This is a genomic window from Pseudomonas sp. FP2309 (assembly GCF_030687575.1).
Lineage (GTDB): Bacteria > Pseudomonadota > Gammaproteobacteria > Pseudomonadales > Pseudomonadaceae > Aquipseudomonas.
In genome coordinates, this window is sequence record NZ_CP117439.1 from 130,958 (window position 1) to 155,460 (window position 24,503).

18 protein-coding genes are annotated in these 24,503 nt (G+C 63.3%); 14 read left to right on the forward strand and 4 right to left on the reverse strand.

What is annotated here, in order from left to right; genetic code table 11:
- Positions 1-167 precede the first annotated feature (167 nt).
- Genes PSH59_RS00625 through PSH59_RS00640 form a run of 4 tightly spaced genes read left to right on the forward strand, consistent with a single transcriptional unit; the run spans position 168 to position 3,814 of the window.
- Entirely contained in the window at positions 168-1,061 is an 894-nt protein-coding gene (locus tag PSH59_RS00625; protein WP_305394045.1) for a TauD/TfdA family dioxygenase, read from the forward strand.
- A gap of 14 nt (positions 1,062-1,075) precedes the next feature.
- Positions 1,076-2,101 (forward strand): ABC transporter substrate-binding protein, encoded by a 1,026-nt coding sequence (locus PSH59_RS00630; protein ID WP_305394046.1) that lies wholly within the window; start codon positions 1,076-1,078, stop codon positions 2,099-2,101.
- Between the two features lies 1 nt (position 2,102).
- Positions 2,103-2,954 carry an ABC transporter ATP-binding protein gene (locus PSH59_RS00635; RefSeq protein ID WP_305394047.1) on the forward strand — a complete coding sequence of 284 codons (852 nt, stop codon included), beginning with the start codon at positions 2,103-2,105 and terminating at the stop codon, positions 2,952-2,954.
- 11 nt (positions 2,955-2,965) lie between these two features.
- A complete protein-coding gene (locus PSH59_RS00640) occupies positions 2,966-3,814 on the forward strand; it encodes an ABC transporter permease (RefSeq protein ID WP_248084049.1) in 849 nt (282 codons plus the stop codon).
- Positions 3,815-3,883: 69 nt separating this feature from the next.
- Here PSH59_RS00640 and PSH59_RS00645 read toward each other — a convergent pair whose 3' ends face one another.
- A complete protein-coding gene (locus PSH59_RS00645) occupies positions 3,884-4,606 on the reverse strand; it encodes a DUF3142 domain-containing protein (protein WP_248084048.1) in 723 nt (240 codons plus the stop codon).
- On the reverse strand, positions 4,603-6,762 hold the full coding sequence (locus PSH59_RS00650; protein WP_305394048.1) for an outer membrane assembly lipoprotein YfiO: 2,160 nt from the start codon (positions 6,760-6,762) through the stop codon (positions 4,603-4,605). Before PSH59_RS00650 ends, PSH59_RS00645 begins: the two co-directional genes overlap by 4 nt.
- Positions 6,763-6,922: 160 nt before the next feature.
- Between PSH59_RS00650 and PSH59_RS00655 the strand changes: the two genes are divergently transcribed.
- Genes PSH59_RS00655 through PSH59_RS00670 form a run of 4 tightly spaced genes read left to right on the forward strand, consistent with a single transcriptional unit; the run spans position 6,923 to position 11,639 of the window.
- On the forward strand, positions 6,923-7,696 hold the full coding sequence (locus PSH59_RS00655; protein WP_248084046.1) for an efflux RND transporter periplasmic adaptor subunit: 774 nt from the start codon (positions 6,923-6,925) through the stop codon (positions 7,694-7,696).
- Positions 7,693-9,012, forward strand: coding sequence for an efflux RND transporter periplasmic adaptor subunit (locus PSH59_RS00660; protein WP_305394049.1), 1,320 nt, complete (start codon positions 7,693-7,695; stop codon positions 9,010-9,012). The genes PSH59_RS00655 and PSH59_RS00660 overlap by 4 nt, the downstream gene beginning before the upstream one ends.
- Positions 9,012-11,108, forward strand: a complete 2,097-nt coding sequence (locus tag PSH59_RS00665) for a biotin/lipoyl-binding protein (RefSeq protein WP_305394050.1) — start codon at positions 9,012-9,014, stop codon at positions 11,106-11,108. The genes PSH59_RS00660 and PSH59_RS00665 overlap by 1 nt, the downstream gene beginning before the upstream one ends.
- A gap of 15 nt (positions 11,109-11,123) precedes the next feature.
- Entirely contained in the window at positions 11,124-11,639 is a 516-nt protein-coding gene (locus tag PSH59_RS00670; RefSeq protein WP_248084043.1) for a GNAT family N-acetyltransferase, read from the forward strand.
- Here PSH59_RS00670 and PSH59_RS00675 read toward each other — a convergent pair.
- Together PSH59_RS00675 and PSH59_RS00680 are read right to left on the reverse strand one after the other, a co-directional pair.
- Complete coding sequence (locus tag PSH59_RS00675; protein WP_248084042.1) at positions 11,615-11,923, reverse strand: hypothetical protein; 309 nt, start codon at positions 11,921-11,923, stop codon at positions 11,615-11,617. The genes PSH59_RS00670 and PSH59_RS00675 overlap by 25 nt on opposite strands.
- Before the next feature lie 56 nt (positions 11,924-11,979).
- Positions 11,980-12,567, reverse strand: a complete 588-nt coding sequence (locus PSH59_RS00680) for a phage tail protein (RefSeq protein ID WP_248084041.1) — start codon at positions 12,565-12,567, stop codon at positions 11,980-11,982.
- A gap of 178 nt (positions 12,568-12,745) precedes the next feature.
- On the opposite strand from PSH59_RS00680, the gene PSH59_RS00685 reads away from it, so the two are divergent.
- The 6 genes from PSH59_RS00685 (at position 12,746) to PSH59_RS00710 (ending at position 24,083) form a co-directional block, all read left to right on the forward strand.
- A complete protein-coding gene (locus tag PSH59_RS00685; protein ID WP_305394051.1) occupies positions 12,746-14,350 on the forward strand; it encodes a glycosyltransferase family 39 protein in 1,605 nt (534 codons plus the stop codon).
- 118 nt (positions 14,351-14,468) lie between these two features.
- Entirely contained in the window at positions 14,469-15,302 is an 834-nt protein-coding gene (locus tag PSH59_RS00690; protein ID WP_248084039.1) for a sulfotransferase, read from the forward strand.
- Positions 15,303-15,353: 51 nt separating this feature from the next.
- Positions 15,354-21,677 (forward strand): Ig-like domain-containing protein, encoded by a 6,324-nt coding sequence (locus tag PSH59_RS00695; RefSeq protein WP_305394052.1) that lies wholly within the window; start codon positions 15,354-15,356, stop codon positions 21,675-21,677.
- Between the two features lie 41 nt (positions 21,678-21,718).
- Positions 21,719-23,233 carry a TolC family protein gene (locus PSH59_RS00700; RefSeq protein ID WP_248084037.1) on the forward strand — a complete coding sequence of 505 codons (1,515 nt, stop codon included), beginning with the start codon at positions 21,719-21,721 and terminating at the stop codon, positions 23,231-23,233.
- Positions 23,217-23,828 (forward strand): adenylyl-sulfate kinase, encoded by a 612-nt coding sequence (gene cysC, locus PSH59_RS00705; RefSeq protein WP_248084036.1) that lies wholly within the window; start codon positions 23,217-23,219, stop codon positions 23,826-23,828. Before PSH59_RS00700 ends, cysC begins: the two co-directional genes overlap by 17 nt.
- A gap of 9 nt (positions 23,829-23,837) precedes the next feature.
- Positions 23,838-24,083, forward strand: coding sequence for a DUF2789 domain-containing protein (locus tag PSH59_RS00710; RefSeq protein WP_248084035.1), 246 nt, complete (start codon positions 23,838-23,840; stop codon positions 24,081-24,083).
- Positions 24,084-24,503 lie beyond the last annotated feature (420 nt).

Sequence of the window (24,503 nt, forward strand, 5' to 3'; positions counted from 1 at the left end):
TAAGCGTTTCAACACGCGGCTCCCACAGCCCACGAACGTGTTTTGGAAGGTCTTACACGCCGCGGGCACCGTGCGTCATTCCTCGCATATATATATTCTTTAACGGTATTTAAAATTAATTTCTTATACCTATAAAGTCATTTCCCTGTCCGACCGGGAGTGAACTCATGTCCGCCGCCTCTGCTGTTTTACCAGTGACCCCTACCGCCCAAGTCTTCGAGGTTCGCCCCTTGCCGGGCAGCGTGGGTGCCGAGATTATCGGCCTGGACTTGTCCCGGCCAGTCAATGATCAGGATTTTGCGCGTATTCACCGCGCGCATCTGGATTATCACGTGGTGGTCTTTCGCGACCAGCGCATCACCCCTGAGCAACAGATCGCGTTCAGCCGCCGCTTTGGCGTGTTGCAGATTCATGTGCTCAAACAGTTCCTGCTGGCAAACCACCCGGAAATCCTGATCGTCTCCAACATCATTGAAAACGGCCAAGCCATAGGCTTGGGGGATGCAGGCAAGTTCTGGCATTCGGACCTGTCTTATAAAGAACTGCCCAGCCTGGGCTCGATGCTGCACGCCCAGGAGTTGCCCTCTGAAGGGGGCGACACCTTGTTCGCTGACATGCACAAGGCTTGGGACCAACTGCCCGAGCACCTGCGTACCGCCGTCGAGGGCCGCAGCGCCGCGCACTCCTACACCGCGCGCTACAGCGAGACCAAATTCGAAGGCAACTGGCGCCCAACGCTCACTCCTGAACAATTGGCCCAAGTGGCCGAAGTGGTGCACCCCATTGTGCGCACCCACCCGGAAAACGGCCGCAAGGCGCTGTTTGTCAGTGAAGGCTTCACCACCCGCATCGTCGGCGTGCCGGAGGACGAGAGCCGCGACCTGCTCACCCAGCTCTATGCCCACAGCGTCTTGCCCCACAACATCTATCGCCACCAGTGGCAGCCCCACGACCTGGTGTTCTGGGACAACCGCTCGCTGATCCACCTGGCAGCCGGCTGCCCCAGCCACCTGCGCCGCAAGCTGTTTCGTACCACCATCCAGGGCGACGCGCCTTTCTGATTGGGAGCATGACCATGTCCAAGAGCATTCCATTGGCACGCCTGGCCGCCACGTTCGGCCTGGGTCTGAGCCTGTTGGCCGGCAGCCTGGTAGCGCCGGCGGCGGCCCAGGCCGAAGGTGAGATTCGCATCGCCGAACAATTCGGCATCGTCTACCTCTTGCTCAACGTGGTGCGCGACCAGCACCTGATCGAGAAGTACGGCAAGCAGGAAGGCATCGACATTAAAGTCGACTGGACCCAACTCTCCGGTGGCGCGGCGGTCAACGACGCGCTGCTTTCAGGCTCCATTGATATCGCCGGCGCCGGCGTCGGCCCGCTGCTGACCATCTGGGACCGCACCCACGGCAAGCAGAACGTCAAGGCCGTGGCGTCCTTGGGCAACTTCCCCTACTACCTGGTCAGCAACAATCCCAAGGTCAAGACCATCGCCGATTTCACCGAAAAAGACCGCATCGCGGTACCGGCGGTGGGGGTGTCAGTGCAGTCGCGCTTTTTGCAATACGCGGCCGCCAAACAGTGGGGCGATAATGCGTTCAATCGCCTCGACAAGTACACCGTCGCCGTCCCGCATCCGGACGCCACCGCTGCCCTGATCGCTGGCGGCACCGAATTGACGGGGCATTTTTCCAACCCTCCGTTCCAGGACCAGGCCCTGGCTAACCCCAATGTGCACGTGGTGCTCAACACCTATGACCTGTTGGGGCCGAACTCGCCAACGGTGCTGTTCGCCACGGAAAAATTCCGCAACGACAACCCCAAAACCTACAAGGCGTTCGTCGAGGCACTGACCGAAGCTGCGCAGTTCGCCCAGAACGACAAAGGCGCTGCCGCCGACACCTATATCCGCGTGACCAAGGCCAGGATTGACCGCGCCGAACTGCTCAAAATCATCGATAACCCGCAGTTCGAATTCAGCGTCACACCAAAAAATACCTACCCGCTGGCCGAATTTCTCTATCGCGTCGGCGCCATCAAAAACAAGCCTGAATCGTGGAAGGACTACTTCTTCCAGGACGCCAAGCCCCTGCAAGGAAGTTGAGATGAACGCACCCTTGCAAGGCCACGCGGCCAGCAACCTGTACACCGCCGAGCCCTTGCTGGCGGTGGATAACGTCAGCCTCGAATACCGTACGCCCGAGCGCGTGGTGCGTGCCACGCACCACGTCAGCTTCGAGATTGACCCGGCCGACCGCTACGTCTTGCTCGGCCCGTCGGGCTGTGGCAAATCAACGTTGCTCAAGTCCATCGCCGGGTTTATCAAACCCTGCGAAGGCGAGATCCGATTGCTGGGGCACAAGGTCGAGCAGCCGGGCCCGGACCGCATCGTGGTGTTCCAGGAGTTCGACCAGTTGCCGCCGTGGAAAACGGTCAAGCAGAACGTGATGTTTCCCTTGCTGGCATCCAACACGCTCAAGCGTCGCGAAGCCGAAGAACGTGCGTTGCATTATCTGGACAAAGTTGGCCTGAGCGCCTTCGCCGATGCCTACCCCCATACCCTGTCCGGCGGCATGAAGGCCCGCGTCGCGATCGCCCGTGCCCTGGCCATGCAGCCGAAAATCCTATTGATGGACGAGCCCTTCGCCGCGCTCGACGCCCTCACGCGCCGCAAGATGCAGGAAGAGTTGCTGCTGCTCTGGGAGGAAGTGCGCTTCACCCTGTTGTTCGTCACCCACTCCATTGAGGAGGCGCTGGTGGTGGGCAATCGCATCCTGTTGCTGTCGCCACATCCAGGGCGGGTGCGCGCGGAAATCCACAGTCATCAATACGACTTGCACAGCCTTGGCGGTATGGACTTCCAAGCGTCGGCGCGACGGATTCATCGCCTGCTGTTCGATGAGGCCAGCGCCGCCGAACCCGAGTTGGGTTTTGCTGACATCCGCATCGCTTACTAACGGAGCAACCCATGCGCCAGGAATACGAAATCACCCTCGAACCGCTGCTCAGCGTGCCCGTGGAGCGCGAACTGCCGCTGCGCCAGCGCTTATGGCAGCAAGGCTGGCTGCGCAAGGGCCTGATCCTGATCGTACTGGCGATCCTCTGGGAAGCCGTGGCGCGCTACCAGAATAACGACCTGTTGCTGCCGAGCTTTTTGCAGACCTTTCACGCGCTGTACGACGGCCTGCTCAGCGGCGAACTGTTGGGCAAGGTCAGCATCTCGCTGGTGGTGCTGGTCAAGGGTTACCTGATCGGCATTGTGCTGGCGTTTGCCCTGACCACTTTGGCGGTGTCGACCCAATTGGGCCGCGACCTGCTGAGCACCCTGACGTCTATGTTCAACCCGCTGCCGGCCATCGCCTTATTGCCGCTGGCGCTGCTGTGGTTCGGGCTGGGCCAGAACAGCCTGATTTTCGTGTTGGTGCATTCGGTGCTGTGGGCGCTGGCGCTCAATACCTATTCGGGGTTTCTAGGCGTGTCCGAAACCCTGCGCATGGCCGGTCGCAACTATGGGCTCAAGGGCATGCGCTTTGTGCTGTTCATCCTGATCCCGGCGGCCCTGCCGTCTATCCTCGCGGGCCTCAAAATCGGCTGGGCGTTTGCCTGGCGCACATTGATCGCCGCCGAACTGGTGTTCGGCGCCACCAGCGGCAAGGGCGGACTGGGCTGGTACATTTTCCAGAACCGTAACGAGCTGTACACCGACAAAGTATTCGCCGGGCTGGCCGTGGTGATCCTGATCGGCCTGCTGGTCGAAAACCTGGTGTTTGACACCTTCGAGCGGCTCACCGTGAAGCGGTGGGGCATGCAGCGCTGACACGGCCTTCCCGGCGCGGGGCAAGCCCGCTCACCACGACAGCGCGTTTCGCGCAATGGATATGAGCCGTCAGGGGCGTGTGTGCGGTGCCGGGTTCTGCAGAAACACCACATACCCCCGAAACCACTCACTCCCCTTCAAATACCCCGGCTCTTGCCACTCGCCACCCTGGATCAAGCCAATCTTGAACGGCAACCCCAGCCGATTCAGGCGCGGTAAATACGCAGCGTAGTCCGGGATGCTGTGGCGCCCCTGATAGGTCTGCACCACCACCTCATCCACCACCCCCTTGAGCTGGGCGATGGCGGCCGGGTCGGCGTTGCTGCTCCAATCCATCAGGCCGGTGATGCTCAGACGCAGCTCAAAGGGCAGACGTCGGCGCAGGTCACGCAGGAAGTCGGCGTAGTCGTGCAGGTACTGGGTGCGTGCGTCGAAGTCGATCTGGATGCCCACCACCGGGTTGCCGGCCTCGCGCCAGCGTTGTACCTGGCTGAGCAGTTGGCTGTAGACCCGCTCCGGCCAATGCAGCGTATGGGCGCGGTACACCACCCAGACTTCACCTTGGGTGATGCGCGGCACGCCGGTGCCTTGGGCAATCATCCGCACACCACGCTGTGGCGCGCGGCGGGTGGAGTTGATCTGGCCCTGAAGGATGTACAGGGTTTTGGCCTGCTTGAGCACCGGCTGGGGCGTGACGCCGCTCCACAGCCAGAAAGCGTCATAGTCGCGGGCGTCGACGGCGGCGAAAGCCGGGCTCGCCAGCAGCAGCAAGCCCAGCCATAGGTGTTTCACCAGTAGTACTGCAGCGATTTGCCCCACTGGGTGTCGGCAAAGCCGCTCTTGAGTTGGCGGAACCAGGCCTTGCGCACCGCAGGTTCGACATCCTGGCCGCCGCAGCTGTTGTAGCCGGCCGGGGCGTAGCAGTTGATGGCGCGGAACAAGGCGTAAGCCTTGTCGTTCTTCGGCGCCTTGGCGTTACCGATCACCTGTTTGTAACCGTCGAGGCGCGAGAAGGTTTCACCCTTGAAGTCCGAGGCGGTGCTGCCCAGGCTGCCGGCGGCGCGCGCCTGCTCCAGGGGCATGCCATCCAGGCCGTTACGCAGGATGAATTCGCCGAAGCAGTTCAGGGCTTGCGGGTTTTTCGCGTCGCCTTGCAAGGTGGCGGCGGTTTGCACGATGCTCGGGCAGGTGTAGCCGGATTCGGCTTTCTCGCCGTTCCACTGGAACAGCTTCAAGGTCTGGCCGCCGCTGTACACATAACCCAGGCTGGTGCCCAACTTATCCTCCGAGGGCGAGGCCGGCAGTTGTTTGAGGTCTTCGGCGAAGGTGGCGAACTGGCCGCGCAGCAGGTCTTTGTAGAGCAACACGAATTGCGCGGTCTGGCGCTCCAGCGGGTCGCTGGCCTGGGCGCTCTGCTGACGCAGTAATTCAGGCCCGGCGACGTTGCGCAGCAGGATGTAACGCACCTGTTTGGCGCTGATCGGTGAGTCGCCGGCAAACACCTTGGCCAGTTGGCCGCTGCGCTCGTAGTTCATGGCCAGGGCCAGTTCCAGTTGGTCGCGTTGCAGCGGCAACTTGGCCTGGGCGAGCAGCGTCAGCCACAGGGCTTCTGCGCCTTTCCAATCTTTTTTGTCTTCCAGTGCCAACGCGCGCAGGGTCTGTTGGCTGAAGGCGAAGTAGTCCAGGTGCGACGGCACGTCCTGTGGCAGGTGCTTCAGGGCGTTGTCGGGTTGGTGCTCGACGTACAGGGCGTAGGCGGCCTGCAGGTAGTCGAATAGCGCGGGCTCGTTGGCAAAGGTGGCTTTCTGCTTGTCGAGGGCTTCGCGGGTCAAGCTCGGCGGGGTGTGAGCACGCATCAACATCAGGTCGGTGACCACTTGCAGCATCGGGTTCTTGAGGCTGCCACCGCTGACCATCAGCAATTTAAGGTCGGCTTCTTCCACCAATTCGTCCAGTGACACATTGCGCTGAGCCTCGGTGGCTTCGGTCATCTGCCAGGCGAAGTCTTCGGAGAGCTTATCGGCATCACCCGCCAGCCAATGCACGCGACGCAGCAGGCCATGGGCGGACGTGGCGTAGTCGCCCTGTGGATAAGTCTTAAGGTACTCAAGGAAGCCTTTTTCGGCCCGGCCCACTGCCGACTTATCCACATGCTCAAGCTGCGGCATGCCGTACTCGTCGAAGGCCTGGGCCTGCGCCTGGTTCAGGGCGGTGCGCGCGGTCATATACAGCGCCGTCTCTTTCAGCCAGGGCTGGTCGCTGCTGCCGGCAGCGGCAAACCCGCGTTCGGCTTCGCTGAAACGCCCGCTGTAGAAGTCGGCGGCGGCTTGCAGGTAAGTGCGCAGCAGGCGGCCATTGGACGACTCGATCGGCTCGGCGACCACCGGACCATCCCAAGTGCAGGCGGTGAGCAATTGCAGGCGCGCGTTCGCCAGCAACTGGCGCTCGGCGCTCGGCATGTCGGCCTTCACCACTTGGCGGACAAACGCCGTGGCGCTGTCATCGTCATTGCTGCGGCAGCGGCTGCCTTCGCCATCGACGAACGCTTCACCGGCGGTTTCATAGGCTTCGCGCTTGATCCCCAGGGAGGTCAGCAGAGTGTCGAGTTCGGCGGTAGACGAGTCGTCCGAGTCGGGCTCGGTTTCTGCGCTGGACGCGGCAGTCAGGCGATACACCGCAAACGGCACCGGGCCAAAACCCTGGGCCAGGTCATCTTCGCTCAAGGCATTCGGGGTCAGCGGCGCGTTTTTCTTGTCCGCCAGCAACAGGCGCAGGTTGGCGCGGCTGTCATTGCCGGGGCTGAGGAACGGCAGGTTATTGCACGGGTCGAGGCTGTCACGCGACACCCGCCAATCCGGGTAGCACGAATCATCCGAGCTGGCGTGGGCCTGCAGGGAAATACCGGCCAGCAGAGCCAATGTCAGGGGTGACAGAAAACCGATGCGCATGACGTGTCCTTGATCCTGGGTCCTTGGAGGGCGCCAATAGTAGCCTGATCCGACCTTGGCTTTGGTGAAGGCCTACACAAATCGCAGAATTGTCCGACTGGGAAAGTAGCTATTTGATCTCGCTGGCCTAGACTGCGCTTATGCTCAGGGAGAGACGTTTATGAAGTTGTTGCATGGATGGCTGTTGAGTGTTTGCTGCCTGATGGGCGCTGTGCCGACGGTGATGGCGGACGATCCGTTGCTGGATCAACCGGCCACGACCGCCGCGAGCACCGGCAGCGAAGCGCGAGGTGTATTGCGCGCTCGCGACCAAGCGATGCTGGCCAGCGAGTTGTCCGGGCGCATTGTCGATCTGCCGTTCAGCGAGGGTGAGTCCTTCAAGAAGGGCGACACCCTGGCGCGTTTCGACTGTTCGGCCTATCAAGCGCAACTCAATGCCGCATCGGCGGCCAGTCGCGGCGCCGGTGAAGAGCTGGCCCACAATAAACAGTTGGCGGCGCTCAATTCCGTCGGCCGCTTCGAAGTGGCACGCGCGCAAGCCAAACTCACTGAAACCCAGGCCCAGTCCCAGGTCTATCAGGTGCAGGTCAAGCGTTGCAGCGTGCTGGCGCCGTATGACGGCCAAGTGGTGCAGCGCAAAGTGCAACGCTATGAAAGCGTCTCGGCGGGCTCGCCGTTGCTGGAAATCGTCGACAACCGCAGCCTGGAGATCCACTTACTGGTGCCGTCGCGCTGGATGGGCAAGCTCAAGCCAGGGCAGGCGTTCACCTTCACCCCCGATGAAACCGGCCAAGCGTTCAACGCCACCGTCAAACGTCTGGGCGCACGCATTGACGAGGGCAGCCAGACCCTGTTGCTGGTGGCCACGGTGTCCAATGCCAGCGGGCTGATGTCCGGCATGAGCGGCACCGCCCACTTCGCACAACTGCAATGAACGCACCGTTGCCAGGCAATACCGAGCGGGTGTTCGCCCAATTTCTTGAGCTTGAACGCCAGACCCGTGCCGCGCGCAGCACCGAGCAACTGGCCTACAGCCTGGTTAATGACGGCCAGCCGCTGTTCGGCTACCGCCATGCGGCGCTGATAATCGCCGGCAAGGTGCAGGCGGTGACTGCTGTGAGCAGCGTCGATCCGAGCGCGCCGTTTGTGGCGTTCGTCGAGCAGGCCGTGGCGCAATTGCACAAGCAGGCGCTGGGCCAGACCGCCCGTGTGGTGCCCGCCGATCTATTGAGTGCGCAGGTGCAGGCCGACTGGCAGAGTTTGTCGGCCGGGCACGTGTTCTGGTTGCCGTTGATTGGCCCCCAAGGCCGCGTGTTCGGCGGCGTGTGGCTGGCGCGGGATACGCCGTGGAACCCGGCCGAGCAGGTGCTGCTGGCGCAATTGGGCGACACCTACAGTCATGCCTGGCTCGCGTTGCAACCCCGCCAGCCATGGCGCTTGCGCCTGACCCGTAAGCGTCGGGCCTTGATAGTGGTGGCGTTGCTGCTGTTGTTGTCGATCCCGGTACGCCAGTCGGTGCTGGCGCCCGCCGAAGTGGTGCCGCTGGCCGGGCAAGTGGTGGCGGCGCCATTGGACGGCGTGATTGCTGAATTTCTGGTCAAACCCAACCAACCGGTCAAGCGCGGTGACCTGCTGCTGCGCTTTGAAAGCACCACCCTCACGGCCCAGGCCGACGTGGCTGCGCGTGCATTGGGCGTGGCCGAAGCGGAGCTTAAGGCCAATGCCCAGCGGGCATTTGCCGACGCCGAATCCAGCTCGCGCATTGACTTGCTCGCCGCGCGCGTCGAGCAAAAGCGTGCCGAACGTGACTATGCCCGCGAGTTGCTCAAGCGCAGCGAAGTGCGCGCCGAGCGCGATGGTATCGCGGTGTTCGCCGATGCCGAGCGCTGGCTCGGCAAACCGGTGCAGACCGGCGAGCGCCTGTTGCAGATCGCCGATCCCGGCCAGGCCGAGCTGCGCATCGAACTGGCGGTGGGCGATGCGATTGCCCTGGCGCCGAACGCCCAAGTCGCGCTGTTTCTCGACAGCGACCCGTTGCACCGCCATCTGGCGACCCTGCAACGCGCCGCCTACGAAGCCCAGCCCACCCCTGGCGGGCAACTGGCCTATCGCCTGGACGCGCTGTTCGACGACGCACCGCCGCGTATCGGCCTGCGCGGCACCGCGAAAATCTTTGGCGAGCGCGCGCCGCTGGCCTTGTACCTGTTGCGTCGACCATTGGCGGGCCTGCGCCAGAGCGTGGGGCTTTGATGAACCTGCCCAAACTGCGTGAGGACCTGCAACTGTCCAGCGCCGGTGCGGCTCTGGATGGCTCGCCGCGCTGGACTCTGGCCGACCCGGTGCGTGGGCGCTACTTCAAGCTGGGGGCGACCGCCATTCGGCTGCTACGCCACTGGTCGTTGGGAGATGCGCAAAAAGTCTTGCAAGCCGCCAACTGCGAGCCGGGCTTGCCGCTGGGTGGCCGCGAAGTGGACGAATTACTGAGTTTTTTGCGGGCCCATGACCTGATCGCCGCGCTGGACCCCGAACAGCGCGCCAGTTACCTGTACAAAGCCGCTGCGCGCAAGCAAAGCCTGTGGCAAGTGCTGCTGCACCAATACCTGTTTTTCCGCATCCCGCTGTGGCGCCCGGACGCTTTTCTCAACCGCGCCTGGCCGTGGCTGGCGCGCTTTGGGCCGGGCCTGCTGCGCTACGGTTTGCCCATCGTGCTGGGCCTGGGGGGGTTTCTGGTTGCGCGGGACTGGCAGCGATTCCTGGCGACGTTCCCGCACCTGTTCAGCCTGGGCGGCGCGCTGGCGTTCGGGGTGGCGCTGTTTTTTGCCAAGCTGTGCCACGAGTTCGGGCATGCGTTCATGGCCAAGCGCGCCGGATGTCGGGTGCAGAGCATGGGCGTGGCGTTCATGGTGTTGCTGCCGATGTTTTACACCGACGTCAGCGACGCCTGGCGCGTGAATGATCGCCGCTCGCGCTTGATGATCGGTGCCGGTGGCGTGATGGCGGAGTTGCTGCTTGCCTGCGTTGCCCTGCTGGCCTGGTCGCTGCTGCCCGACGGCCCCGCGCGCACTGCCGCGTTCATGCTGGCCAGCGCCACGTGGCTGACCACCCTGGCGATCAACCTCAACCCGTTCATGCGTTTTGATGGTTACTTTTTGATCAGTGATCTGTGGGGCGTGGATAACCTGCAAGGTCGTGCCTTCGCCCTGTGCCGCTGGCGCTTGCGCGAGCTGTTGTTCGGTTACGGTGAACCGGCGCCGGAGCCCTGGTCGCTGACGATGCAACGGCGCCTGTTGTGGTGGGGCTACCTGGCCTGGCTGTGGCGGGCGGCCTTGTTCCTGGGGATTGCGCTGGCGGTGTATCACCTGTTTTTCAAGCTGCTCGGGATCTTCCTGATGCTGGTGGAGCTGGTGTGGTTCATCTTCCTGCCGGTGTTCAAGGAGTGGCGTGAATGGTGGAGCCGACGCAGCCAGGCCCATGCACCGAGGGTTGTCGTCACCGGGCTGGGTTTGCTGCTGATCGTGCTGGCGTTGGTGGTGCCGTGGCGCAGTGCAGTCGAGCTGCCGACGATGCTCGAAGCTGGCCGCGCCAGCGCCTTGCATGCGCCGGTGGCCGCGCGGGTCAAGGCGTTGCACGTGGTGGATGGTCAGGTGGTGAGCCAGGGTCAGGTGCTGATCGAATTGGAGTCTGCCGACCTGGACGCCCGGCAAAGCATCGTACGTCGTGAAGTGGAGATCCTGCAGTTGCAGATGCGTCGCCAGGCGGGACGCAGCGAAACCGCGGCGGATGCCGGCATTAACGATCAGCGGCTGTCCCAGGCCCTGGCCGAATACCGGGGCCTGGCCGCCCAGCGTGAGCGCCTGTTGTTACGCGCGCCCCATGCCGGGACCGTGCGCGATGTGTTACCGCAATTGAGCACAGGCCGCTGGCTGTCGCCCAAGGACGCGTTGGCGCAAGTGGTGGAGGACGGCGCGCGCCTGCGCGGTTACCTCGCTGAGGCCGAGTTGTGGCGCGTGCTGCCGGGGGCGACTGGGCGGTTTATCGCCGATGACCCAATGCACGCTGCAATTACGGTGGAGTTGACCGACATTGATGCCAACGGCGTGGTGTACCTGGATCAGGAGGCATTGGCTTCCGATCACCATGGGCCGATTGCCGTGCGTCGCGATGAAAACAGACGCCCGGAACCGGTACAGGCGCAATACGGTGCGCGATTTAAAAGTGTGCAGCCGATCCCCACGCCCCACCAGCCGCTGCGCGGTGTGGTGGTGCTGCAAGGGCGCAGTGAGTCGGTGCTGGGCTCAGCCTGGCGCCGGGCGGCAGCGTTAGGGGTCAGGGAAAGCGGTTTTTGACAGGAGTGACACACGATGCTGAACAAGGAGGGCGCGTTGGCGCAGGGTTTGGTAGTGCGCCCGTCGCACACGCGCGACGGGCCGTTTTTACAGGGGCTATACCGCTCGGCGCGGGCTGATCTGCAATGGATCGACGGCGAGCAGGCGCTGGTGGAAGAGGTGATTGCCCAGCAATTTCAGGTCCAGGAAAAGGGCATGGACGAGCATTTTCCCGGCGCGCTGCATTACGTGGTCGAGAAGCTCGGTACGCCGATCGGCGCACTGAGTGCCGACTTTGGGGCGAATGAAATCCGCGTGTTGTACCTGGCGTTTATCCCCGCCGCCCGTGGCCAGGGTTTTGGTCGCGCGGTGTTGCAGGGGGTGCAGCAGGCCGCGGCCCAGGTGTGTTGCCCGGTGGCCACGGTGGTGTGGGCGAGCAACCCCCAAGCGCGCCAGCATTACCTGGCGCTGGGGTTTCGGGTGGAGGAAGCGACACCCGCCGCGCAGCGGCTGGTGTGGTACCCGTCTCAGTTGAACACGATGCAGAAATAGCCGCGTTCGGCGTCTCGGCCCATGGCGGGCTCGCGGGACACGAACACCGGGTCCAGGTTCGTCTCCGGCAGTGGCAGATGGCATAAACCGTCAACGAAATCCGTGGGTCCAAGGCTGTTGAGCAGCACGCTGAAGGCCCCGCGCGCACTGCCCGGCAACGTGGCCCGGGGCGCTTCGCGCACGCTCTGGACCTGAATCGGCAGCGCCGAGCCATCCGGCAGATAAAGCACACTGTTATGCCCCAGCAACGGGCGAAAGTGTTCAGGGGTGATCAGGTTCAACATAAGGCGACTCCGTGTCGGAACGGCCGAGGCTTGTAAACCTCGGCCAAGGGATGGCATCAGTCGCGTGTTGGGAAGAGCCCGTTGAGGGCGATGCTGAAGTTGATCACCAGGAACGGGTTCATGGTGCCCATGGGCTGGCCTTGGCCGGCGGGGTCAATTGTGCCGGTCACGGTGGTGCTCACACCGTTGAGCGGCACCGGGCTGGCGCCCTGTTGGTCCGAGTAAATGGTGGCACTGCCTGGCCCGGTGCCGGACGCGCCAATGAACGAGTTGGTGGTGGTTGGCGCGTTGGCAGGATTGCTGGCAGCATTCGCCAGTTGCACCGAGGTGCTGGCCTTGAGCGCTGTGGTGCCATGAGTGTGGGCGGGCAGGTTGGCCAGTGTGGCAGTGACGCTTTCGGTGCCGGAGACTTGGCCAATAACCCGCGGCGTCAAGCCAGCGCCGGCACCCTGGCCGACCGGCAGGCGACCTTGCAGGTTGGGCAGCATGAAATTTGTTGTGCCGGTGCCGCCGTAGGTGGTGCCGATCAGGGCGAACAGCGCCTGGTATTGGCTGAGGGGCAGGGTTTGACCGGCGCACAAGGCCCAGTCTCGGGGGGCGAAATTAAACGCGAAGGGCTGGATAGTGCCGATGAATACTTCCATGGATCGTTCATCCTTGTAGAGGCTCTATAGGGTGTGACGCCACTCGAGTGGGCGTCATCGCAGAGCGTAGACGCAGGATTGACGTACTGCCCGAGCCTTGCGAAACAGCAAGCGCAGGCGGCCCGTTTAACCTAGAGTGGCGCGAGTTTGCGCATGTACGGTTGTTGAGGAATTTGAGGTGCGACGGTCTGTGGTAGAGCAAAACGAAAAGGCTCACGTCGTTGCCCCGTTCAACGGCGCCTGGGCGGGGGCTGGCTGGCTCAGCCGGTTGTGGTGGCTGCCGATCCTGGGGCTGGCCATGGCCCTGCGATTCTATGGCCTGACCGCTGCGGCGATCTGGGGCGACGAAGGCTCCAGCCTGCTGCTCAGCGAATACGCCTTGGACGACTTGTGGTTTCACGCCGCCCATGATGTGCACCCGCCGCTGTATTTTTTCATGCTGCGCGGCTGGATCGAGCTGTTTGGCGACGGGATCTGGTCGATTCGCGGAATGAGCGCGACCCCAGGCGTGGTGGTCGTTGGCCTGGGGATCTGGCTCACCCGCCAGCTGTCGACCCAGCGCGCGGCGGTGTTGGCCGGCGTGTTGCTGGCGCTGCTGCCCACAGCGGTGCGCTACAGCCAGGAAGTGCGCATGTATGCCCTGCTGGGGGTGTGGCTGCTGGGCGCCACGCTGGCGCTGGTGTACTGGGTGCGTCAACCGGCTCGCATGCGCTATCTGGCCACCTATGTGCTGCTGATGTGCGCGGGTTTCTACACCCACTATTTCACTGCGCTGTGCGTGCTGGTGCACTGGGCCTGGCTGGCTGTGCTGTGTAACGCCCAGCAGCCCGGCGAACGCTTGATTGCGCGTCGACAGTGGTGGCTGGCCAACGTCGCCATCGTGCTGCTTTACCTGCCCTGGCTGCCGAACCTGTTGGATCTGGTGCAGCACGTCGACCAACTCAAGGTCGGTGGCGATATCGGCTGGGAAGAACCGGTTGGCCTGCTCTCCGTGCCGTCGATGATCTGGCAATTCGTGCTTCAGGACGAAGGCCTGGACTTCTGGAGGCCGCTGTTCTGGCTGTTCCCATTGCTGTTGATCGCGGCAGTGGGCATGACCGCCTGGCGGGACCGCGAGCCGGACCGTCCGGCCGTGCTATTGGCGCTGTTTTTCCTCCTGCCGCTACTGCTGGTGTACGGGGTGTCGTTTATCTCGCCGGTGTTTATCGAGCGTTACCTCACCGTGTATGCCCTGGCTTTGCCAATGCTGGTGGCGGTGCTCATCGACCGCTTACCGTCGCGCCTGTCATTGCTGGGGGCTGCGCTGTTCGTGCTGTTCGTCGGCGTTGAGGTGTTGGGGTTGAAGAACAACTTCACCGTGGATGAGCACGACCAGTTCAACGTGCCTGTGGAGTTCGTCAATCGCAATTACCAGGAAGGCGACCGCATCGTCCTCAGCGACATGATGTGGTACCTGAGCTACGTCTATTACGACCAGACCGACGCCCAACTGCAGCTCTACACCCCGCCCAAAACCGATGGCACGCCGACCCGGCCGAATGCCTATGGCTTCGGCACCCTGGTGGACCAGGATGGCGGACGCATCTACCTCGACCGCTTATCGGAATTGCCGGCCAATACGCGTCGCGTCTGGCTGATCAGCGGCAACGAAGCACCCGACGATTTTGCGCCCTTGCCCGAGGGCTGGCGCTTGATCAGCCAACAGGACGGCGGCGGGGCGAGGGCGCGGCTCTATGTGCTGTGCCGCGGGCCAGGTGCATCGCAACCTACAGGCTGCGACTAATATCCGTTTGGCATTAACGGCATACCAAAATAGTGGCAAATGACCACTAGTTGATACGGTAATCCTCGGCTACGCTCTCACCACAAATGGAATTTTGTCCTACGAAAGTGGTGAAAGGATGCAGTATCACTTTATCTCCGGACTGCCGCGTTCGGGTTCAACGCTGCTCTCCGCGATTCTGCTGCAGAACCCGCGTTTTCACGCTGGCATGAGCAGCCCGGTCAGCCCCTTGTTCAATGGGGTGCTGGCGCAGTGCAGCGCCGGCAGTGAGTTCGGCTCGGTGATCGACGCCGACACCCGCCGCCGTCTGCTGCGCGGGTTATTCGACGCCTATTACGCCGATAAGGCTTCCACCCCGGTGGTGTTCGACACTAACCGCCAGTGGTGCGCGCGCATGCCCGCGCTGCGTGACCTGTTTCCCCAGGCCAAAGTGATCGCCTGCGTGCGCAACGTCGCGTGGGTCCTGGACAGTCTTGAGCGCCTGTACCGCGCCAATCCGTTCGAGAACACCAAGCTGTTCAACGACGATGACGAGCGCAACACCGTCTACAGCCGCTGCGAAACCCTGGCCCAGCGCAATCGCCTGGTGGGGTTTGCCTGGACCGCGCTCAAAGAGGCGTATTACGGCGAGAACGCCGAGTCGTTGCTGGTGGTCGATTACGACTTGTTGAGCCAGGCGCCGGAGCGGGTGATGCGGCTGGTGTACGAGTTCATCGGCGAGCCGTGGTTCGAACATGACTTCAACCACCTGACCTACGACGCGCCGGCCTTCGACCAGGCGTTGGGGCTTGCCGGCCTGCACAAGGTCAAACCCAAGGTTGCGCCACAGGCCCGGCGCACCCTGTTACCGCCGGACCTGTTTGAAAAGTACGCCGCGCTGTCGTTTTGGCGCGATGGGGCTGCCAGTGCGGCCAATGTCATTCGTATGAAAACCGACGCCGCCGTCAACTGACGGTGGCGTTTCTTTTTCTGTGTTCAAAGCGTTCGAGTCCAGGTGATCGTCATGTGGTGGAGCAAAGGCAAATCGCGGGTAACCGAGGGTACACAGGCCCTGGCATCGCCAATGATCATGTTCCTGGAGCCGCGAATGCTGTTCGACGGCGCGGTGGCGGCAACGGTGGCCGATGCCGCGCAGCCGGATGCCCAACCCACGGCCGAAGCGGCCAAGCCTGCCACCACCGACCAGCCGGCAGACACGCACGCGCCCCAGGGCCAGGTCGATGCGACCCAGGCGGCGGTACCGGGCAAGAGCGTGTTGTTCATCGATTCCAGAGTCAAGGATTCCGCCAGCCTGCTCGAAGGCGTGGCGCCCGGTACCCAGGTGGTACAACTGGATGCGACCAGGGACGGTTTGCAGCAGATCGCCGATTACCTGGACAGCCACCAGGGCGTGAGCTCGGTGCAGATCATCGCCCACGGTAATGCCGGCGATCTGTGGCTGGGCAACAGTTACCTGTCGGCGGATAACGTGCAGGCTCGCGGCGATGTGCTGGCGCGGATCGGTCAGGACATGAACGTCGGCGGCGATATCCTGATCTATGGCTGCTACACCGCCGAAGGCGAGCGTGGCCAGAGCCTGGTGGATTCATTGGCGCACTTGACCGGCCGCGATGTGGCAGCGTCAACCGACCGCACCGGCCTGGGCGGCGACTGGGATCTGGAAATCGCCACTGGCAACATCGAAAGCGCCAACGTGCTGTCGGCCAGTGCCATGAGCGAGTATCAATGGGGCCTGGCCACCTGGACCGCCACCAACAACCTCAACAGCGGCGTGGGCTCCCTGCGTGCGGCGCTGTTGTCCGCGCAGAACGGCGACATTGTCACGTTCAATAGCACCATGACCGTCGCCTTGACCCAGGTGCTGGTGGTCGACAAGAACATCACCATCGACGGCGACCTCAATAACGACAACGTGGCCGACGTGACGCTCGACGGCCAGTACCGCACCCAGATCCTGCAAGTGACATCCGGCACCACGGCCACCCTCGATGGCCTGGTGATTACCCGAGGCATGGCGGCCGGCAATGGCGGTAATGGCGGCGACGATGCGCTGGTGTCCCAGGGCGGCGGTATCTACAACGCGGGCACCTTGACCCTGAGAAACGTCACGGTGACCGCCAACGCCGCGTCGGGCGGTGGTGGTGGCGGCGGCGTAACGCCGCAATACGCCGGTGGCGGCGGTGGTGGCGGCGGCGCGATCACAGGCGGTACCGGTGGCAAGGGCGGCGATACGCTCAACTCCATGGGCGGCAATGGTACTGCGGGGCAGGGCGGCGCGGGTGGCGGCTTCTTCAACATTGGCGGGCGTGGCGGTTCCACCACGGGTGGCGCGGGCGGTGCGGCGTATCCAGGCTACAGCACCGGTTCGGCGGGGGGTACGGCCAGCAGTGGCGGATTGTCCATCGGCGGTGGCGGTGGCGGTGACGGGTATGACGACATCGGCGGTGCCGGTGGCGGCGCCGTGGGGGGTATCTACAACGATACCGGCGCGACCCTGCGGATCATCGGCAACTCGACCATTTCCAACAACGTCGGCGCCGGCGGTGGTGGCGGCGGCGGCGGGGCTGGCGGCAGCTATCTCCAGGCGGGCGGTGCGGGTGGTGTCGGTGTCGGCGCCATCTGGAACAAAGGCTCGATCCTGATGACCGCCGCCAACTTCGCCGCACTGGCCGGCAACGTTGGCGGCAGTGGCGTGGGGGGGACCAGTGCGGGCACCGCGGGTGTTTCGCCTGCGTCGGTGGCCAACATCTACGGCAACGGCGGCACCCTCAACAGTAATTATGTGCCGGACGAGACACCGCCCACGGCGACCGTCGTAGTGGCCAATACCAACCTCAACTCCGGCGGCACCTCGGCGGTGACCATCACCTTTTCCGAAGCCGTGACCGGCCTTACTGCGGCCGACCTGACCGTGCAGAACGGCAGCGTCGGCACCTTGACCAGTGGCGACGGTGGCATCACCTGGACCGGCACGTTGACGGCAGCCAGCAACATCGCCGACACCACCAACATCATCACCCTGAACAACACCGGCGTTGCCGACCTGGCCGGTAATGCCGGCGTGGGCAGCACCGACTCGAACAACTACATCGTCAACGATACCGTGGCGCCCACGGCGTCCATCGTGGTCAGCGACACTGCCCTCAGGATCGGCGAAACTTCGACGGTGACCATCACCTTCTCCGAGGCCGTTTCCGGCTTTACCGCAGCAGACCTGAACGTCGCCAACGGCTCGATCAGCGGTCTGAGCAGCAGCGACGGCGGCATCACCTGGACGGCCACGTTGACACCGGATGCGGCGATCACCGACGCCACCAATCTGATTGTCCTGAATAACACGGGCGTGGCGGACCTTAATGGCAATGCTGGCGTGGGGACGACCAGTTCCAACAACTACGCCGTTGACACGCAGCGCCCGACCGCCACCATCGTGGTGTCCGACACCGCGCTGCGCGTGGGTGAAACCTCTGGGGTGACCATCACCTTCACCGAGGCTGTGAGTGGTTTCACCACCGCCGACCTGACGGTCGCCAATGGCACGGTCACCGGCCTGAGCAGCAGCGACGGAGGTATCACCTGGACCGGGACGCTCACACCAAGTGCCAGCGTCAGCGACACCAGCAACCTGATCACCCTGGATAACACCGGCATTGCGGACTTGGCGGGCAATGCCGGCAGCGGCACCACCGACTCCAACAACTATGCCGTCGACACCCAGCGCCCGACCGCCTCCATCGTGGTGGCCGATACCGCGCTGCGCATCGGCGAAACATCGCAGGTGACCATCACCTTCAGCGAGGCCGTCACCGGTTTCACCCTGGCCGACCTGACGGTAGCCAATGGGATCCTGAGCGGGCTGAGCAGCAGCGACGGCGGTATCACCTGGACCGCGACGCTCACCCCGAGCGCCAGCGTCAGCGATGCCACCAACCTGATCATCCTGGCCAATACCGGCGTGGCTGACGCGGCGGGTAACAGCGGCAGCGGCACCACCAGCTCCAACAACTATGCGGTCGACACGCAGCGGCCGACCGCGAGCATCGTGGTGGCCGATAACGCGCTGAGCATCGGCGAAACCTCGCTGGTGACCATCACCTTCAACGAAGCGGTGACAGGCTTTACCATCGCCGACCTGACGGTCGCCAACGGCACGGTCACCGGTCTGAGCAGCGGCGACGGCGGCATTACCTGGACCGGAACGCTCACGCCAAGCGCCAGCATCAGCGACACCAGCAACCTGATCACCCTGGACAACACCGGCTTGACTGACGCGGCGGGCAACGCCGGCAGCGGCACCACCGACTCCAATAACTACGCCATCGACACCGGCCGCCCCACCGCTACCATCGTGGTTGCCGATACCGCCATTGCTGTTGGCGAAACATCGGTGGTGACCATCACCTTCAGCGAGCCCGTGACCGGTTTCAGCCTGGCCGACCTGAGCGTCACCAACGGCAGCCTGAGCGGCCTGAGCACCAGCGACAACATCACGTACACCGCGACCTTCACGCCATCGGCGGGCGTCAACGCTGCCACCAACCTGATCACCCTCAATAACACCGGCGTGATGGATGGTGCAGGCAACGTCGGCAGCGGCACCACCGACTCCAACAACTATGCCATCGACACGCAGCGCCCGACCGCCACCATCGTGGTCGCCGATACGGCGTTGAGCGTCGGTGAAACCTCACTGGTCACCATTACCTTCAGCGAAGCCGTGACCGGTTTCACCAACGCCGACCTGAGCATCGCCAACGGCACCTTGAGCGCGGTCAGCAGCAGCGACGGCGGCCTCACCTGGACGGCCACCTTCACGCCAGCCCTCGGGGTCAGCGACACGTCCAACGTCATCACCCTGAACAACACCGGCGTCAGCGATGCGGCGGGCAACACCGGGACCGGCACCACAGCCTCCAACAACTACCAGGTCGACACCAACGTGCCGACGGCGACCATTGTGATTGCCGACACCACGTTGAGCATCGGCGAGACGTCGTTGGTCACCGTGACCTTCAACTCGGCGGTCAGCGGGTTCGACAATTCGGATCTGACCGTCGTCAACGGCACACTCAGCACCCTGAGCAGCACCGACGGCGGCGTCACTTGGACAGCCACGTTCACCCCGAGCGTGAGCATCAGCGACACCACCAATGTGATCACCCTGGACAACACTGGCGTCGTCAACGGTGCGGGCAACGTCGGCGTGGGCACCACCGATTCGAACAACTACACCGTCGACACCGTACGCCCGACCGCGACCATCGTCGTGGCCGACACGGCCATTGCCGCCGGTGAGACCTCGCTGGTCACCATCACCTTCAGCGAGGCCGTGACGGCGTTCACCAGTGCCGACCTGACGGTGGCCAACGGCGTGATCTCGGCGCTGAGCAGCAGCGATGGCGGCATCACCTGGACCGCGACGTTCACGCCGGCCACGGGCGTCACGAACGCCAGCAATCTCATCACCCTCAACAGTGGCGGCATCACTGACCTGGGCGGCAACGCCAACATCGGCAGCGCCGACTCCAACAATTACGCAGTGGACACCGAACGCCCTGCCGCAACGATCGTGCTGGCCGATTCCAGCCTCAGTGTCGGCGAAACCTCGTCGGTGACCATCACCTTCAGCGAAGCGGTGACCGGTTTCACCAACGCCGACCTGAGCGTGGCCAACGGCACCCTCAGCGCCGTCAGCAGCAGCGACGGCGGCCTGACCTGGACCGCGACCTTCACGCCGACTCTTGGCGTGCGCGACGCGACCAACCTGATCACCCTGGACAACACCGGTGTGAGTGACGCGGCGGGCAACACTGGCGCCGGCACCACCAACTCGGCCAACTACGCCATCGACACGCGGGTGCCGACGGCGACCATCGTGGTGGCCGATACGTCCCTGAGCCTCGGCGAAACGTCCCTGGTGACCATCACCTTCAACGAGGCGGTGAGCGGTTTCGACAACGCCGACCTGAGCGTCAGCAACGGCACGTTGAGCAATGTTTCTTCCTCCGACGGCGGCCTGACCTGGACGGCCACCTTCACGCCGAGCGCGAGCATTGCCGACACCACCAACGTGATCAGCCTGGACAACACCGGTGTCGTCAATGTCTCGGGAAATAGCGGCGTGGGCACCACCGATTCGAACAACTACGCGGTCGATACCCAGCGTCCGACCGCGACGATCTCCGTGGCGGACAACAACTTGGGCATCGGGCAGACCACCACCGTGACCATCGCCTTCAGCGAGGCGGTCAGCGGTTTCGATCTGTCCGACCTGAGCGTGGCCAATGGCGTGTTGTCGTCCCTGGCCAGCAACGATGGCGGGAAGACCTGGACGGCCACGTTGACGCCGACGGCGGCCATCAGCGATGCCACCAACCTGATCGTGCTGGACGCCAGCCTGGTGAGTGATGCGGCGGGTAACGTCGGCGGCGGCATTGTGATCTCCAACAACTTTGCGATTGATGGTGATCAGCCGACCGCCACCATCAGCGTGGCCAACCCCAACCTGACGGTTGGACAGACCACCACGGTGACCTTCAGCTTCAGCGAAAAAGTCAGCGGCTTTGAGCTCGATGACCTCAGTGTGGCCAATGGCAGCTTGTCCAACCTGGCCAGCAGCGACGGCGGCAAAACCTGGACCGCAACACTCACGCCGACGGCGAATATCAACGACCCGAGCAACTTCATCACGCTGGACGCCAGCCTGGTCACGGACCTGGCGGGTAACACCGGCAGTGGTTTTGCCAACTCCAACAATTTTGCGATCAACACCATCGCGCTCACCGGCGATCCGTTGTTCCGCGTTCCCGTGCCGGCTGCGCCCCTGGACGCGCCGAACCAGCCGTTGCAGCCGATCATCTTCGGCCCGCCGGGTGGCGACCTGGGCTCGCCCATTGGTTTCCCGCCCTTGTTCGAGCAGCGGGAAATGGGCGGGGGCTTGCCGCCTATCGGCAGCATCTTCATCAACAACGGCGTGTCGTCTCCGAGCTTTATCGCCCAAGTGTTCAGCACCGACGGCACCGACGGCAGCGGGGACGGCAGTGGCAATGGCTTCCTCGGCTTTGGTGGCGGGGATGGCGGGGTGTTTGGCTCAAGCACCCTGTCGGGGTTGTTCAACCGCGAAAACAGCGGCAGCGACAGCGGCTTCAAGGCGTTCGACAGCAAATCGATCAAGGGCAACGGCGATGCGAGCCAAGGCTTGCGTGGCGTGTTTGGCGCCCCGACCCTCGGCCAGCAACTGCAACAGATCAAGGACATGGAACAGCGTCAGGTCATGGACCTGGCAATCGCACTGAAGCAGGTCGGCATCAGCGAAATGCAGGCTTGAACGGATGTTAATTTTGGCGCAGGAACAGGGGCAGTACAGGGATGAAGACAGGTCAAAAGTTGTTCGGCGCCAGCCTGCTGGCGCTGGCGATCAGCGGTTGTGCGGTCACCAGCGAACCGATTGAACGCAGCGTCAGTGAGCAGCGAGCCCGCAGCGATCTGCACGGCATGTACACGGATCAAGAGCCCCTCAGCGGCCCACTGACCCTGCACCAGGCCATGGCCCGAGCGGTGAAATACAACCTCGAAGGCCGCTTGAAGTTGATGGAGGAAGCCTTGGCCAAGCGCCAATCGGACCTTTCCAGCTTCGACATGCTGCCGCGCATGGCGCTGTCGGCAGGCTATGCCGGGCGTAACAACACCAATGCCTCCAGCAGCCAGAGCGTGCTCACCGGCACCCAATCCCTGGAGCCGTCCACCTCCCAGGACCGCGACCGCCGCGTGGCGGACCTGACCATGGTGTGGAACGTGCTCGACTTCGGCGTCAGCTACATCAGCGCCAAGCAGCAGGGCGACCAGCGCCTGATCATTCAGGAACGCCGACGCAAAGTGATCAACACCATCGTCCAGGACGTGCGCTCGGCCTATTGGCGCGCCGTGGCGGCCGAACGTCTGCTGACCCAGATCGACAGCCTGATGGCGCGGGTCGACAAGGCACAGGTCGACAGCCAAAGCATGAGTGAGCAGCGTATCGGCGACCCGGTCCAGGCCCTCGGTTACCAGCGCTCGCTGATCGAAGCCACGCGCCAATTGCAGGAGCAACGCCGTGCGCTGTCCCTGGCCAAGACCGAGCTGGCCACCCTGATCAACCTGCCCATGGGCACCGACCTGAAACTGGCCACCCCGGACGACTACACGGTGCCGCAACTGAAGGTCAATTTGAGCAGCCTGGAACAGGAAGCCCTGGCCAACCGCCCGGAACTGCGTGAGCAGGACTACCAGACTCGCATCAGTGCTGCCGAAACCCGCAAAGCCATGCTGCGCCTGTTGCCGGGCCTGGAGTTTTCCGCCGGCGGGCACTACGACAGCAACTCGTTTCTGGTGGACAACCGTTGGGCTGACTACGGCGCCAAGATCACCTGGAACCTGTTCAACGTGATCTCCGCTCCGGCGGCCATCGACGTGGCCAAGGCCGGTGAAGAGGTCGCTACCGCGCGGCGCCAGGCCATGTCGATTGCCGTGCTGGCGCAAGTCTACGTCGCCAACGCCAACTATCAGGACGCCGTGCGCCAGTTCAAGACCAACGAACAACTGGCCAACATCGATGGGCAGATCCTCACCCAACTGCGCAACCGGCACCGAGCGGCGGGCCTGGGCGAACTGGACCTGATCCAGGGTGAACTCAACACCCTGCAAGCCGACCTGCGCCGCGACCTGGCCTACGCCGACCTGCGCAATGCCTACGGCCAGATCTTCGCCAGTGCCGGGCTCGACCCGTTGCCGGAGCAATTGGACTCTGACCGCGTGCAGACCATCGCCACGGCGCTGGCCAGCCGCGAATCGGCGTGGGCCGCGGGCAATATCGCCGCACCGGTGCCGCGTGTCGTTGCCCCCTAACCTGGTGGCGCCGACGGCGAGCATCACGCGCCTCAAGCGTGAGGCGCGTAATGGCCATCGCGGCATGGCGATCCTGCTTACCGGTTTGCCTGCCTCGGGTAAATCGACCCTGGCCCAAGGGCTGCACGCCGCACTGTTCGAACAAGGCCGGCAAAGCATCGTGCTCGACGGCGATGCCTTGCGTGGCGGGCTCAATAAAGACCTGGGCTTTGCCGACGGCGACCGCGAGGAAAACATCCGTCGCGCCAGCGAACTGGCGGCGCTGCTGGTGGCGAACGGGCAAATCGTGATCCTGGCGATGATTGCGCCCCTGGTGGAACTGCGTGCGGTGTTTGCCGATCGCCTGGGCACCGACTACCGCGAAGTGTGGTGCAACGCCTCCTTGGCGGTGTGCGAAGGGCGCGACCCCAAAGGACACTACGCCCGTGCGCGAAGGGGCGACTTGCCGGGATTCACCGGCGTCGGCTCACCCTACGAGCCGCCTGCAGATGCAGCGTTGATGCTGGACACCGGTGTGCTGTCGGCGCAGCAATGCGTCGAGCGCTTGCTGGCCTGGCTGGCGCCTGGGCTAGACTGCGCGGAATCGTCTTCTTAGGAGTCCGCCATGGAATCGCCTGTGCATAGCTTGCCGTCACTGTTCAAACAGCTGGGTTTGCCGGATGACCCGGTCAGCATCGAGCAGTTCGTCTCGGCCCATTCGCCGCTCAAGCCGGAGCTGCACCTGGCGGACGCGTTTTTCTGGACGAAAAGCCAGCAAGCGTTTTTGCGTGAGGAAGTCCTGGAGGATGCGGATTGGGCCGAAGTGGTCGATGAGTTGAATCTGATGTTGCGGGGTGGGCGAGGAGTGTAAAAAAATCTGTTGGAAATTGTGGTTTTGTAAAAAAAAATGGTGAGCAGTAAAAAAAATCTGGGCTCTAATCGGCTGAGTGATTTTTTTCTTGGGTACTGCGCCACCGTGGAGCGAACGCCTGAGTTGGAGGCGTTGTTGGCGCTAAATGTGCTGGTAGTGCCGGGCGGCGCAGCCGCCTCAATAAGACCTCCGCCGTGTGTCAGGATTAACCGGGGCGCAGCTTTTAGGGCTGCCGCGCAGCCCGGCGCTACCGGGAGCAAGCCCCTCCCACATTGGCCCTGCGCCGTCACCATTGAACCGTCCCACCCATCGCTAAATTGTTTCAAAACTTGACGCAATTCGATCTCTCCACCATATTGATAGTTAGCAAACTAACTGTATGCAAGCTATCCAATGCCCCAATCCCTCGAACAACTTCAG